Genomic DNA, 14,214 nt, shown 5'->3' with positions numbered 1-14,214 from the left:
GTTACTCTTTTGAAGCTTTTGCGGTAAAAATACTATCCGCCGACTCTTTTGGTTTTATAGCCCATTTCTTTAAGGATATTCATTATTTTATCACGATTATCTCCTTGAATGATAATCGTTCCATCCTTTTCAGAACCGCCGATTCCTAAGGTGGTTTTTATTTTTTTTGAGATTTTCTTCAAATCTTCTTCGTTTCCTTCCCAGCCTTCCACAATCGTTACAGGTTTTCCGTTTCTGCCTTTCTTCTCAAATTTACATACCAAAGGTTCTTTCTGCTTGAATTGTTCTTCAGGCATCTCAAAATCCTGCTCTTCATGTTCAGGAAAAAGGTTTTTCAGTTGATCTCTTAAATCCATATGGCAAAATTAATAATTATTTGAATGGAAAGAAAGTAAAAAGCCGATTGGAGAAATTTTTAGGGTGCATTTTTATTTTTTACTCTAAAGTGAAAGAAAGATAATCAAATTTTAAACAAATTTTAAGTCTGCCAATTCTTTCATTCATTTCAAAATAAATAAATTTGTAGTACAAAAGTTTATACAAAATGTCGAAAAAAGCAATATTAGCGATCCTTGACGGATGGGGACTGGGAATGAATCCGGACGTTTCTGCACTAGATAAAGCAAACACACCTTTCATAGATAGCTGTCTTAAAAACTATCCTCACACAACGCTTGAAGCGAGTGGTTTGGCGGTAGGTTTACCTGCAGGACAGATGGGGAATTCCGAAGTTGGACACATGAATCTGGGAGCAGGAAGAGTGGTTTACCAAAATCTTGTAAAGCTGAATATGGCTGTTGAAAACGGTTCATTAGGTCAGCAAAAAGTCATTCAGGACGCTTTCGAATATGCTAAAAAAGAAAACAAAAAAGTACACTTTATCGGCTTGGTTTCCAATGGAGGAGTGCATTCACATATCAATCACCTAAAAGGTCTTTTAACAGCTGCAGGCGAATTTGGACTATACGAAAATGTATTTGTTCACGCTTTTACAGACGGTAGAGATTGTGATCCTCATTCAGGATTTGGATTTATCGACGAACTTCAGAAGCATATGTCTCATACAACCGGGAAATTGGCAACAGTTGTCGGTCGTTATTACGCGATGGATAGAGATAAAAGATGGGAGCGTGTAAAACTGGCATATGATGCAATGGTAGAAGGAGTTGGTGTTCAGACAACAGACGCGCTAGCTTCAATCAAAGCTTCTTATGATAATAATGTGACAGATGAGTTCATCAAACCAATTATTTTAACACAAACAACAGAAACAGGAAATGTAGTTCCTGTAGCTAAAATTGCTGATAATGATGTGGTTATCTGTTTCAATTTCCGTACAGACAGAGGTCGTGAAATTACAGAAGTGCTTTCTCAGAAGGATTTCCCTGAATATTTCATGAGAAAACTGAATCTTTATTATGTAACTCTAACGAATTACGATAAAACTTTCCAAAATGTACACGTTGTTTTCGATGAAGAAGTTTTGCACGAAACAATGGGTGAAATTTTAGAAAGAAATCATAAAACCCAGATCAGAATTGCAGAAACAGAGAAATATCCTCACGTTACGTTCTTCTTTTCAGGAGGTCGTGAAGAGGAATTTGTTGGCGAAAAAAGATTGCTTTGTCCAAGTCCGAAAGATGTTCCGACTTATGATTTAAAACCTGAAATGTCTGCATACGATATTACAAATGCAATAGTTCCGGAACTGGAAAACGGAACTGCAGATTTTGTTTGTTTGAATTTCGCAAACACAGACATGGTGGGTCATACAGGAGTTTTTGAAGCGGCAGTAAAAGCAGCGGAAGTTGTTGACAGCTGTATCGAAAAAGTGGCAACAGCAGCTTATGAAAATGGTTATGCAGTTTTCATTCTTGCCGATCACGGAAATTCTGATGTGATGATCAATGCAGATGGAACTCCAAATACACAGCATTCAACGAATTTGGTTCCTTTCATTGTAATGGATAAAGATCACACCTGGAATCTTAAACCAGGAAAATTAGGAGATGTAGCTCCAACTATTCTAAAAGTAATGGGAGTGGAGATTCCCGAAATCATGACAGGAGATATTTTAGTTAGCTAAAATTGAATAATATTAAAGAAATATTGCCGTTATAATTTGTATAGCGGCAATTTTTTTATGACTAATATCAGAAAGAATTAACAAATTATTATGTCGTAAATAATAAATAAAACAATAACTTTGCAAATTAATCCTAAATTTATAAAATGTATCAAAAGCTTGTAAGGAAAGAAGTAATGGGAATTTTGGAAAAGGAAGTCGGTTCTTTTCTGGATAAGTTTTTAACACCAGTTGAAAAAATATGGCAGCCTTCTGATTACCTTCCGGATCCTTCAAGCGCTGATTTTAAATACGATTTAGAAGAAATCCAGACCTTCGCGCGTGAAATGCCTTATGATTTATTCGTAACATTGATCGGTGACTGTATCACAGAAGAAGCTTTGCCGTCATACGAATCTTGGTTGATGGGAGTAGATGGAATCGATCAGGAACAAAAAGAAATCGGCTGGGCAAACTGGATAAGAGCATGGACTGGTGAAGAAAACAGACATGGAGATCTTTTAGGCAAATATCTTTATTTGTGTGGAAGGGTGAATATGAGACAGATGGAAATCACTACTCAATATTTAATCAATGATGGTTTCGACTTAGGAACAAGCATGGATCCATACAGAAATTTCATTTATACAAGTTTTCAGGAAACGGCAACTAATATTTCTCACAGAAGAGTAGGTACTCTGGCAAAACAAACCGGAAACGGAAAATTGGCAAAAATGTGTGGTGTAATTGCAGCAGATGAGGCAAGACATGCAAAAGCTTACAAACATTTCGTAACAAGAATTTTAGAAATAGACCCTTCGGAAATGATTATCGCATTTGAAGATATGATGCGTAAAAAAATCGTTATGCCCGCTCACATGATGAGACAATCTGGTCAGAAAGCTGGAGAACTTTGGGGGCATTTTTCGGATGCTGCGCAAAGATGTATGGTGTATACAGGTCAGGATTACATCAACATTATGAAAGACCTGTTAGACGAATGGAAGATCGAGCATGTAAAAGGTCTTAATGAAAAAGCAGAAAAAGCTCAGGAATATTTAATGAAACTTCCGGCAAGGCTTCAGAAAATCACAGATAGAATTTCTACTCCTGATCTGCAGTTTCAGTTTAATTGGGTTAAAAGTTAGTTCAATATAATTATTAAATTATAAAGTAAGAGTGCTAAGTATTTTTAGCACTCTTTTTATTTTGTATCTTTGCACTTCTAAATCTTTAAATATAATGATGAATAATAAAAAAATTGCTGTCGACTTTGACGGGACCATCGTAGATGATGCATACCCTGGAATTGGCAAGGCAAAAGTTTTTGCTTTCGAAACATTAAGAAGACTTCAGGCAGAAGGTTTCAGATTGATCCTTTGGACTTACAGACACGGAAAAACATTGGATGAGGCAGTAGAATTCTGCAAAAACAACGGCATTGAATTTTATGCTGTAAATTCAAGTTTTGAAGGAGAGGTTTTTGATTCCGAAAATCAGTCAAGAAAGCTGGATGCAGACTGGTTTATCGACGATAGAAATCTTGGAGGATTTCCGGGTTGGGGCGAAATTTATAATATTATTCAGGAAAGAATAGAATTCCGAGTGGAAGGAAAAGAAGTTTTAGCTTATTCAAAACTTAAAAAAGAAAAGAAAAAAGGACTTTTTTGGTAAATTATAGAAGAAATTAGAAGTTAGATTTTAGAAATTAGTTTTAAAAATTTTGCTTTTAATTTAAAGTTTATCAGGAAATATAGATAATTAGAAGTTTAAATAGAATTCAAAATATTTATAAAGTTGTAAGTCTAACTTCTAACATCTAATATCTAACATCTATATAAAAATGATTCATTTAAAAACAATAGACGAACTTCGTCTTATGAAAGAAAGTGCTCGTTTGGTTTCGAGAACATTAGGAATGTTGGCAAAAGAAATTAAACCAGGGATTACCACTTTATATTTAGATAAATTGGCACATGATTTTATTAAAGATCACGGTGCAGAACCTGCATTTTTAGGATACGGAGGTTTCCCATATTCATTGTGTATCTCTCCGAATGAGCAGGTTGTCCATGGTTTTCCAAGCAATGTAGAAATTAAAGAAGGAGATGTTCTTTCTGTAGATTGCGGAGCTGTTTTGAATGGTTTTGTGGGAGATCACGCTTACACTTTTGAAATTGGAGAAGTAAAGCCTGAGACAAAAAAATTATTAAAAGTTGCTAAAGAATCTCTTTATAAAGGTATCGAACAATGCGTTCGAGGAAAGAGAATCGGTGATATTTCTTATGCTATTCAGAACCACTGTGAAAAAGAAGGTTATGGAGTTGTAAAAGAGCTTGTTGGTCATGGTGTCGGAAAACAGATGCATGAAGATCCGCAAGTTCCGAATTACGGAAGACAGGGAAGTGGGAAAGTAATCAAAGACGGTTTAACGATTGCTATTGAACCGATGATCAATCTTGGAACTGAAAAAGTGAAGTTCCATAGCGATGGTTGGACAGTTACTACACTGGATAACCAGCCTTCTGCACACTTCGAACATGATGTTGCCGTAATCAACGGAAAACCTGTGCTACTTTCAACTTTCCAGTATATTTATGATGCTTTGGGAATTGTGAGTGATGAAGAAAAAGCTTTCCAATTGGATTTTTAATGAAAAAAGTCACTAAACTTTTACTGAACAAAATTCCACGTCCGATGCTTATTAAGATGAGCATTTGGGCGAGACCGCTTATCTATCAGTTTTTTAAAGGTGATAATTTCACAGATCCTATTGATGGAAAATCTTACAGAAAATTTCTTCCTTACGGATACGGAAATCAACGGGAAAATGCTTTATCTCCGGGAACTTTAAGCTTGGAAAGACATCGCCAAATGTGGCTTTATCTTCAGAATGAAACAGATTTTTTTATTAAAAATTATAAAGTTTTACATATAGCTCCGGAACAGGAATTTTTAAGAAAATTCAAGAGAATGAGGAATCTGGATTACATTTCAGCCGATTTGTTTTCTCCGATAGTAGATGTGAAAGCAGATATTCTGGATCTTCCTTTTGCTGACGAAAGTTTTGATATTGTGTTCTGTAACCATGTTCTGGAACATATTGAAGATGATGCAAAAGCGATGAGTGAATTGTACAGAGTTTTAAGACCGGGAGGATGGGGAATTTTACAGGTTCCGATGAAAAATTCTTTGGAAAAAACGTACGAAGATTTTACGATTAAAGATCCTAAAGAACGTCAAAAACATTTCGGACAGTACGATCACGTTCGCTGGTACGGAATGGATTATTTTGATCGTTTGAAAAAAGCAGGTTTTGAAACGGATATCAATTTTTATTCTCAGACATTTCCGGAAGAAGAAATTAAAAAATTTGGGTTAAGAAAAAATGAAATTCTTCCCGTAGTTTATAAAAAATAAAAAAACGTCTTCAGTATTGAAGACGTTTTTTATGCTTTTAAATATAATCAATTATGCACTATTGCTAATTTAATGAGAAGAAACAGCTTTTAAACCAACTACAGATCCAATTAAAGTTACAATAAAGAAAATTCTCCAGAAACTTACAGGATCTTTAAAAAAGAAAATTCCCATTAAAACGGTTCCGACTGCGCCGATTCCTGTCCAGACTGCATAAGCTGTTCCGATGGGTAAAGTTTGGGTGGCTTTAATTAATAAAAGCATACTTACCGTTAAAGAGATCAGGAAACCTGCAAACCAAAAATACATGGCTGTTCCGTTTGTTTCTTTCACTTTCCCTAAACAAGATGCAAACGCAACTTCAAATAATCCTGCAATAACTAAAATAATCCAATTCATTTTCCTTATTTTTTTCTGTTACAAAGTTCAGGATTTAAGAACGATTAAAATTTTACAATTGTTAAAAAATCACTCAAAGATCTTCAAACTTTCATATTCTCGAACACTAAAATTTAATCTCCGCTCTTATTCTACTCAGACTCACTTGTGTAATCCCTAAATATGAAGCAATATGACCAAGTTGAACACGTTTTAAAAGATCAGGTTTGTCTCTCATCAGATCTTTATATCGATCCAAAGCGGTTTTAAACTGTCTTGAAATAATTAATTCTTCCGTTTTTACCAGCTCTCTTTCAGCAAACTTTCGTCCCCAGTTTGCAATATGAATATCTTCGTTGAATAATTTTTTAAGATTTTCCGTTTCAAGTTTATATAATTCGCAATTTTCTAATAATTCTATATTTTCATACCCTGGATTATTTTCGACATAACTTTTCATGGAAACGACAGGCTCACCTTCATTTCCAAACCAGAATGTGATGTCTTTTTCTTCTGTAGAAGCATAAGCACGGACAATTCCTTTTTTGATAAAATAAATATAAGGAACTATTTTATCGGCTTCCATCAAGCAAAAATTTTTGGGATGAGAAACTTCAGTAATGTGTTTTTCCAGATTTGCTCTTGAATTTTCGGGTAGTGGATAAATATTATCAAGAATTTTATTAATATTCATATAAATTAAAAGTGGTTTATTTCAAAATTATCAGTTTTAAATTATACATCACGAAAATATTTTCACTGTTTTTTGAATTTAAAGAAATAAAACGTTTAACCAAAACCATAATGAACCAAAGCTTTATTTATTAATAATTAATTGACATTACGTTTAAATTCAATTTAAATAAATTTTAATTAATTGATTTTGAGTATTTTAAATTTAAATTATTCTTTATCTGAAAAAATTGCCAATCTACAATTATTTTCCATATAGCCAAAAAAATGAAGCTATTGTTTTTTATATCTTTTATGAAATATTTTTGTGCATAAAGTTAAAAAAAATGAAACGAGCTTCTATAAAAGACATAGCAAGAATTGCAGAAGTTTCTGTGGCAACAGTTTCCTATGTTCTCAATAAAAAAGAGGGAAGCCGCATTAGTGAAACTACGAAGAATAAAATTCTTGAAGTCGCAGAAAGCATTAATTATATTCCAAATAAGATCGCTAAAAGCTTAAAAATGAGTAAAAGCAAACTAATTGGTTTAATTGTAGCCGATATTTCAAACGATTTTTATTCAAACATTGCACGAAGTATTGAAGATGAAGCAATGAAACTGGGATATACACTTTTGATAGGAAGTTGTGACGAAAATCCTGAAAAATTCAAAAAGCTCACGGAATTATTTTCTGAGCAACAGGTTGACGGAATGATCATTGCGCCGGTTGTAGATTCGGATGAAGTGATCAATAAACTGATCAAAGAAGAATATCCGATCGTAACAATCGACCGTTATCTGAAAAATGTAAGCCTTCCGGGAGTAATGATCAATAACTCAGAGATTTCGGAATATATTTGTGATCATTTGGTTAAAAAAGATTTCGACGAAATAATCTATGTAGGTTACGATACAGAACTTCCGCATTTGCTTGACAGACAGGATGGTTTTGATAAAAGAATTGCAAAATCAAAGGTTTCTTCAAAAACAATTTTAATAGGAATTCATAATATTACAGAAGAAGTTCAAACAAAATTGGAGGAAAATCTTGATCTTTCGAAAAAAACAGCTATTTATTTTTCAAGTAATAAATTGGGAATTGCAGGACTTAGGTATTTAATAGACAAAAACATAAGCGTTCCGGAGCAGGTTTCATTGGTTGCTTTTGATGAAACGGAAGCCTACTATCTTTTTCCTACGGAAGTAAGTTTTATACAGCAACCTTTGTTTGATATGGCAAAAGAATCTGTGAAACTTATTGATAGCCAGATTGATAATTATACACCAAACGGGAAAAGAGTGACTTTTCATGCAAAATTTATGGAAAGAAGTTCCGTAAAATAATAATAATTTAAATGTTAGAAGATTTAATGATGACAGAAAAAAATCCTTATATCGTATGTTTTGGCGAAGTTCTTTGGGATATTTTCCCTGAAGACTCAAGAGCTGGAGGAGCGCCTTTCAATGTAGCTTATAACGTTCATAAAATGGGCATTGATGTAAAAATGCTAAGTAAAATAGGAGATGATGAGCTAGGAAAAAAATTAACCGATCAGATAAAAAGTTGGGGAATTACAACAGATTATATTCAGATTGATAAAAAATATCCTACAAGTACGGTAATCGCCAAAATTGATGAATACAACGAAGCAACTTATGATATCGTTGATAATGTAGCTTGGGATCATATTGAATTTCTTAACCAAGATAAAGAATTGGTTTCTAATGCCGAAGCTTTCGTTTTCGGAAGTCTTTCTGCAAGAAATGAAAAAACAAAAGAAACTTTACTTCAACTATTAAAAGTTGCAAAGTTGAAGATTTTTGATGTGAATTTCAGACCGCCATTCATTGATTTTGAAGTAATTAAAATGCTTCTACATCAATCTGATATCGTCAAAATGAACAAAGCAGAAATGAAACAGATTCTCGAATTTATTGACAAAGATTATAAAAATGAAGAGGAAAGTGTAGCTTTTATCCAAGATTATTTTAATATTTCGGAAATTATTTTGACGAAAGGAAATAAAGGGGCAAGATATTTTGTTGAAGATAAAAATTATAGTTTCTCTGCAGTTCCGATCACTGTTGCAGATACTGTTGGAAGCGGTGATGCTTTTCTTTCAGGCTTTATTTCAAAAAGAATTCAGAATCAAGACCCTGAAGAGATTGTAAAACAGGGAGTTGCTTTGGGTGCTTTCATTACTTCAAAATCAGGAGCCTGTCCGGATTACGAATATTCGGAATTTAAAAAATTTAAAGAACTTAGTTTCTAATTTTTAAAAATATAATTGATTAGTCTTTTTCTTTTGTGAAAGGTTTTTGTAGGTAAAAGTCTTTAATTAATTCCAAAGACCGATTTAGTTTAGTAACTTTGCAAATCCTAATATAATTTTTATGCACAAAGCAGGATTTGTAAATATAGTTGGAAAGCCAAATGCCGGAAAATCTACCTTGTTGAATCAACTGATGGGGGAGAAACTGGCAATTGTTACACAAAAGGCTCAGACAACACGCCACAGAATTTTTGGAATTTATAATGAAGATGACTTACAGATCGTATTTTCAGACACTCCGGGAGTGCTGGATCCGAAGTACGGTTTACAGGAAAAAATGATGGATTTTGTAAAGGATTCTTTACAGGATGCGGATGTTTTTTTGTTTATTGTAGATGTTACGGATAAAGCGGAACCTTCAGAATTTTTGATTGATAAACTGAATAAAATCCCTGTTCCTGTTTTACTTTTATTAAACAAAGTAGATCAGACGAATCAGGAAGGTCTTGAAAAGTTGGTAGAAACTTGGCACGAAAGAATTCCAAAGGCGGAAATACTTCCTATTTCTGCATTGAATGCTTTTAATACAGAAATCATTTTACCTAAAATTAAATCTTTATTGCCGGAAAGCCCCGCTTATTACGATAAAGATCAATATACGGATAAACCTGAAAGATTCTTTGTAAACGAGGCAATCCGCGAGAAAATCTTATTGAATTATGAAAAAGAAATTCCATATTCGGTAGAAGTTGTTACAGAACAATTCAAGGAAAAAGAAGGAATTATTTTCATTGATTCAATTATTTATGTCGAAAGAGATACTCAGAAAGGGATCATCATCGGTCATAAAGGAGAAGCGATCAAAAAAGTAGGAACAGAATCGAGAATCGATCTTGAAAAATTCTTCAGCAAAAAAATTCACCTGAATCTTTTTGTAAAAGTGAAAAAAGACTGGAGAAAAAACGACAGAGATCTGAAAAATTTCGGATACAGATAGACTAAAATGTTCTAAAAGCCGTTCTATTAAAAGATTTTCATTATCTTTAATTAAACTTTTGCTTAATGAACTATTTGAACTCAACAAATTCTAATTCGGTTTTAAAGGATATTTCTTTATTGGCTGTGAGAGTATTTATTGGTTTTGCCATGTTATCTCATGGATTTCCAAAACTTCAAATGCTGTTGGAAGGTAAGAATGATTTCTTCAGCTTTTTAGGAATGGGATCACAAATATCGTTGGGACTTACTGTTTTTGCAGAGTTTGCATGTTCGATTCTTCTTATTTTAGGACTTTTTTCAAGAATCGCTTTAGGATTTTTAATCTTTACGATGATCATTGCGGGATTTGTAGTTCATGGAGCCGATCCTTTTGCAAAACAGGAACTTAGCCTGATTTATTTATCGGTTTATCTTCTGTTAATCGTTTTCGGAGCCGGAAAATTTTCTGTAGATCATATGATTGAAAAGAGAAAAAGAGCTAATGACTGGTAATTAATTTTAAAAATATAAATAAAAGTAGTGAGTTTTTCTTGCTGCTTTTTTTATGTCTTTATTTTTCATTATTTTCGTAAAAATCGAAATATTATGAAGATAAAGTTAACAATATGCCTTCTTGCGTTTCTTAATTTCTACGAGGCTCAGGAAAGTATTACTTACCAGAAACCATCTGCAGAGATTCTAAAACTTGCAGATTATGAACGACCACCAAGTGTTTTAATGAACAGCAAAAAAGACTGGATCGTTTTTACATACCGTCCGACATACAAAACATTGGAAGATCTCAGCCAACAGGAAATGAAACTGGGTGGATTAAGAATCAATCCTATGACGAATATTTCAAGTTCTGTAACTTATATTAATAATCTGAAAGTCAGAAAAATTAATGATAAAACTGAAGTTCAGGTTAAAAATTTACCGTCAAATCCAAAAATCACATACACTTCTTTTTCGCCGGATGAAAAAAAATTAGCTTTTACCAATACAACGAATAAAGGAGTAGAACTTTGGATTGTCGATCTGGAAACGGCAACAGCAAAGAAAATTACCAACGATAATTTAAATGCCAATTTGGGAAGTCCGTATGTGTGGAATAAAGATTCTCAAAATTTATTGATAAAAACACTTCCACAAAACAGAGCAGCCTTAATTGATGCAAGTAAAGATCTTCCGACAGGACCGATTGTTTCTACTGCCGACGGAAAAGTTTCGCAAAACAGAACATACCAAGATCTTTTGAAAAATCCTCAGGATGAAAAGAATTTTGAAATTCTTACCGCTTCTGAAGTTTATAATGTTGATTTAAATGGAAGTCTAAAGAAAGTAAAAGATCAGGATTTATATTCAGGATTAAGTTTTTCTCCAGACGGAAATTATTTAATGGCAACGACTATTAAAAAACCATTTTCATACATCGTTCCTTTAAGCCGATTTCCAATGACAACAACTGTTTACGACAGCAATGGAAATGTTGTAAAAGTGGTAAATGAAACTCCGTTAAATGAAATAATGCCAAAAGGTTTTTCTTCTGTAAGAACAGGAAAAAGAGATATGGGATGGAGAAGTGATCTTCCTGCAACATTAACATACGCAGAAGCTTTGGATGGAGGAGATCAATCGAAAACTGCGGAGTACAGAGATGAAATTTTTACTTGGGAAGCTCCATTTAGTAATGCTCCGAAATCATTCTTTAAGACTAAACAACGATATGAAGATGTAAGCTGGACGAATGATCATTACGCAATCGTTTCGGAAGGTTGGTACGATACAAGAAACACAAAATCTTTTTTAGTTGATCTGAATAATGGTGAATCGAAAGTAATTGACGATAGAAATTATCAGGATGTGTACAGTGATCCCGGAAATTTCAATACGACAAAAAATCAATACGGAAGATATGTTATCGATATGAAAGGAGAGAAGTCTTATCTTATCGGAGCCGGTTTTACAAAAGATGGGCAACATCCTTTTATCGATGAAATGGATATGAAAACGCTGAAGAAAAAAAGATTATATACTTCTAATATTAAAAATGCCAAAGAAGAAATTGTTGATATTTTAAATCCTTCGAAAGGTGAAATTTTAACGATCCAACAATCTTCAAGTCAGTATCCGAATTATTTTAAAAAGAATATTAAGTCTAATAAAGCTGAAACGGTAACTAATTTTGCCAATCCTTTTGAAAGTATCAAAGATGTTTATAAAGAAGTAATTACCTATAAAAGAAATGACGGAGTAACTTTGACGGGAACACTTTATCTTCCTGCAAACTATGACAGAAAAGCGAAAAAAGAAAAAATTCCTTTGCTAATTTGGGCTTATCCGACAGAATATAAAGATAAAAATACAGCAGGACAAAATACTCAAAATCCGAATGATTTTACTTTCCCTTACTACGGATCGTTTGTTTATTGGACGACGAAAGGATATGCAGTTTTGGATGATGCTTCATTCCCGATCATTGGAGAAGGAAAAACCGAACCGAATGATACATTTATTCCTCAATTGGTTGCTAATGGAAGAGCCGCGATTGATGCAGTAGATCAGTTAGGATATATTGACAGAACAAAAGTTGCAGTTGGAGGGCATTCTTACGGAGCTTTTATGACGGCAAATCTTTTAACACATTCTAAAGATTATGCTTGTGGAATTGCAAGAAGTGGTGCGTATAACAGAACTTTAACACCTTTCGGTTTCCAAAGCGAGCAAAGAAATTATTGGGATATTCCGGAAATTTATAACGCAATGTCACCATTTATGAATGCCGATAAAATGAAAACTCCATTGTTATTGATTCATGGTGACGCAGATAACAATCCGGGAACTTTCACTTTGCAGACAGAAAGATATTTCCAGGCTTTGAAAAATCTTGGAGCTCCTGTAAAAATGGTACTTTTGCCAAAAGAAGCTCATGGATATGCCGCTAAAGAAAACATTCTTCATTTGCTTTGGGAACAGGATCAGTTCTTGGCGAAATGTTTGAAGAAATAATAATTTTAAAAAAAACTCGTTCTTTTTGAGCGAGTTTTTTTTTATAAATAATTCAAAACATAACTAATTTTCTCAAGTTTCATAAAATTCGTATGTTTTAAATTTAAATCATGCTGCTCATGCGTCCATGTTACATGATAAGGAATGTGCGCTCCAAAACCTCCGATTTCCAAAACCGGCAGAATGTCAGATTTAATGGAGTTTCCGAGCATTAAAAAATTTTCAGGTTTGCAATCCAAATGCTTCAATAACTTTTGATAATCGCTTTCTTTTTTATCGCTCATAATTTCGATATGATGAAAATAATCCAGTAATCCGGAATTTTTTAACTTACGTTCCTGATCCAGCAAATCGCCTTTTGTAGCAACGATCAATCTGTATTTTCCTTTTAAATTTTCTAAAGTTTCCTGTACACCATCTAAAAGCTCGATAGGTTTTTGAAGAAGTTCATGACCAATCTCAATAGTTTTATTAATTAATTCCAATGAAGCTGTATTATTTGAAACCTTGCAAACAGTTTCAATCATGCAAAGCATAAAACCCTTTACACCATAACCGTAAAGATTGAGATTTTGCATTTCTGTTTTAAACAATTCCTGAGAAACAGAATGTTGTGGCAAATAATCTTCAAGGAGCATACAAAATTCTTTTTCGGCTTCCTGAAAATAAGGTTCATTGATCCAAAGCGTGTCGTCTGCATCAAATGCAATTGTAGTAATAGAATTCATATTATATTCATTTTAGATTTTGTATTTTTCTGCCGACAAAATTCAGAATAAAAAATAACCCGCGAAAGGACATTTGTCCCGGATAAAATTATGTTACGAACAAATCAACCATTTCTAGACTACTTAGAAGAGCTTTACAACAAGCAGGATAAAAAAAATATTACCATAAAATCTTTCGAAAAAGGAGATAAAATATTGAAACAGAATAAGGTTTCTACCAAAATAATGCTCATCAAAAGCGGAATTACAAAATGTTATTTCGTGGAAGAAAATGATAAAGAATATATCGTTGAGTTTTTAGGAAAAGGTGAAATTATAGGAGAAATTGAGGTTATTAAAAATGTTTCATGTCTTTGCAGTATCGAAGCCATTACTGAAGTTACGGTTTATTCAATGACGATTCCATATTTTCAGTCTTTAATTAAAAGTGATTTGACTTTAAATAATTTATTGCTCGATGTTTTTGCAGAACGTATCGTAAATACTTCAAGCAGAGCTTCTTATCAGCAGCTTCACAAAACAGAACATACACTTTCTCAGCTTCTTGAGGTGAAATCCAAAGAAATGGAAATTTCAAAAGAAGATATGGCGGCTTATCTGGGAATCACAGTAAGAAGTTTAAACAGAGCTTTAAAAGAGCTTGAACTGAAAGAAAATAATGAAGAATAATTGGTAAAAAAATAAAAAAA

At 33.2% G+C, this 14,214-nt stretch carries 15 protein-coding genes; 11 read left to right on the top strand and 4 right to left on the bottom strand.

Annotated elements, in window-relative coordinates; all coding sequences use genetic code 11:
* Window positions 1-32: 32 nt before the first annotated feature.
* Window positions 33-356, bottom strand: coding sequence for a translation initiation factor (locus ABD940_RS06335; protein WP_309512322.1), 324 nt, complete (start codon window positions 354-356; stop codon window positions 33-35).
* A gap of 188 nt (window positions 357-544) precedes the next feature.
* Here ABD940_RS06335 and gpmI point away from each other — a divergent pair, with 188 nt between their 5' ends.
* The 5 genes from gpmI (at window position 545) to ABD940_RS06310 (ending at window position 5,485) form a co-directional block, all read left to right on the top strand.
* Window positions 545-2,086, top strand: a complete 1,542-nt coding sequence (gpmI, locus tag ABD940_RS06330; protein WP_345201173.1) for a 2,3-bisphosphoglycerate-independent phosphoglycerate mutase — start codon at window positions 545-547, stop codon at window positions 2,084-2,086.
* Between the two features lie 146 nt (window positions 2,087-2,232).
* Window positions 2,233-3,213, top strand: a complete 981-nt coding sequence (locus ABD940_RS06325; RefSeq protein ID WP_345201171.1) for an acyl-ACP desaturase — start codon at window positions 2,233-2,235, stop codon at window positions 3,211-3,213.
* A gap of 94 nt (window positions 3,214-3,307) precedes the next feature.
* Entirely contained in the window at window positions 3,308-3,739 is a 432-nt protein-coding gene (locus tag ABD940_RS06320; RefSeq protein ID WP_345201168.1) for a BT0820 family HAD-type phosphatase, read from the top strand.
* Window positions 3,740-3,908: 169 nt separating this feature from the next.
* Window positions 3,909-4,718 carry a type I methionyl aminopeptidase gene (gene map / locus ABD940_RS06315; RefSeq protein ID WP_345201166.1) on the top strand — a complete coding sequence of 270 codons (810 nt, stop codon included), beginning with the start codon at window positions 3,909-3,911 and terminating at the stop codon, window positions 4,716-4,718.
* Window positions 4,718-5,485, top strand: coding sequence for a class I SAM-dependent methyltransferase (locus ABD940_RS06310; protein ID WP_345201163.1), 768 nt, complete (start codon window positions 4,718-4,720; stop codon window positions 5,483-5,485). Before map ends, ABD940_RS06310 begins: the two co-directional genes overlap by 1 nt.
* Window positions 5,486-5,554: 69 nt before the next feature.
* Here the strand turns inward: ABD940_RS06310 and ABD940_RS06305 are convergent, their stop codons facing one another.
* Complete coding sequence (locus ABD940_RS06305; RefSeq protein ID WP_345201160.1) at window positions 5,555-5,884, bottom strand: DMT family transporter; 330 nt, start codon at window positions 5,882-5,884, stop codon at window positions 5,555-5,557.
* A 106-nt stretch (window positions 5,885-5,990) separates the two neighbouring features.
* A complete protein-coding gene (locus ABD940_RS06300) occupies window positions 5,991-6,557 on the bottom strand; it encodes a Crp/Fnr family transcriptional regulator (RefSeq protein WP_345201157.1) in 567 nt (188 codons plus the stop codon).
* Between the two features lie 325 nt (window positions 6,558-6,882).
* Between ABD940_RS06300 and ABD940_RS06295 the strand changes: the two genes are divergently transcribed.
* The 5 genes from ABD940_RS06295 to ABD940_RS06275 all read left to right on the top strand — a co-directional run bounded on the left by ABD940_RS06295 (window position 6,883) and on the right by ABD940_RS06275 (window position 12,797).
* On the top strand, window positions 6,883-7,881 hold the full coding sequence (locus tag ABD940_RS06295) for a LacI family DNA-binding transcriptional regulator (RefSeq protein ID WP_345201154.1): 999 nt from the start codon (window positions 6,883-6,885) through the stop codon (window positions 7,879-7,881).
* 11 nt (window positions 7,882-7,892) lie between these two features.
* Window positions 7,893-8,810, top strand: a complete 918-nt coding sequence (locus tag ABD940_RS06290) for a carbohydrate kinase family protein (protein WP_345201152.1) — start codon at window positions 7,893-7,895, stop codon at window positions 8,808-8,810.
* Window positions 8,811-8,931: 121 nt separating this feature from the next.
* Window positions 8,932-9,807 carry a GTPase Era gene (gene era / locus ABD940_RS06285; protein ID WP_345201149.1) on the top strand — a complete coding sequence of 292 codons (876 nt, stop codon included), beginning with the start codon at window positions 8,932-8,934 and terminating at the stop codon, window positions 9,805-9,807.
* A 65-nt stretch (window positions 9,808-9,872) separates the two neighbouring features.
* Window positions 9,873-10,301: a DoxX family protein gene (locus ABD940_RS06280; RefSeq protein ID WP_345201147.1), complete on the top strand. Its 429-nt coding sequence runs from the start codon at window positions 9,873-9,875 to the stop codon at window positions 10,299-10,301.
* A 93-nt stretch (window positions 10,302-10,394) separates the two neighbouring features.
* A complete protein-coding gene (locus ABD940_RS06275) occupies window positions 10,395-12,797 on the top strand; it encodes an alpha/beta hydrolase family protein (protein WP_345201145.1) in 2,403 nt (800 codons plus the stop codon).
* Between the two features lie 41 nt (window positions 12,798-12,838).
* On the opposite strand, the gene ABD940_RS06270 is transcribed toward ABD940_RS06275, so the two are convergent.
* Window positions 12,839-13,525, bottom strand: a complete 687-nt coding sequence (locus tag ABD940_RS06270) for an HAD family hydrolase (protein ID WP_345201143.1) — start codon at window positions 13,523-13,525, stop codon at window positions 12,839-12,841.
* A gap of 90 nt (window positions 13,526-13,615) precedes the next feature.
* Between ABD940_RS06270 and ABD940_RS06265 the strand changes: the two genes are divergently transcribed.
* Entirely contained in the window at window positions 13,616-14,194 is a 579-nt protein-coding gene (locus ABD940_RS06265) for a Crp/Fnr family transcriptional regulator (RefSeq protein ID WP_345201140.1), read from the top strand.
* Window positions 14,195-14,214: the final 20 nt, after the last annotated feature.

It is taken from the genome of Chryseobacterium ginsengisoli (genome assembly GCF_039542325.1).
GTDB lineage: Bacteria > Bacteroidota > Bacteroidia > Flavobacteriales > Weeksellaceae > Chryseobacterium > Chryseobacterium ginsengisoli.
This window is presented reverse-complemented; position numbering and strand designations above follow the sequence as displayed.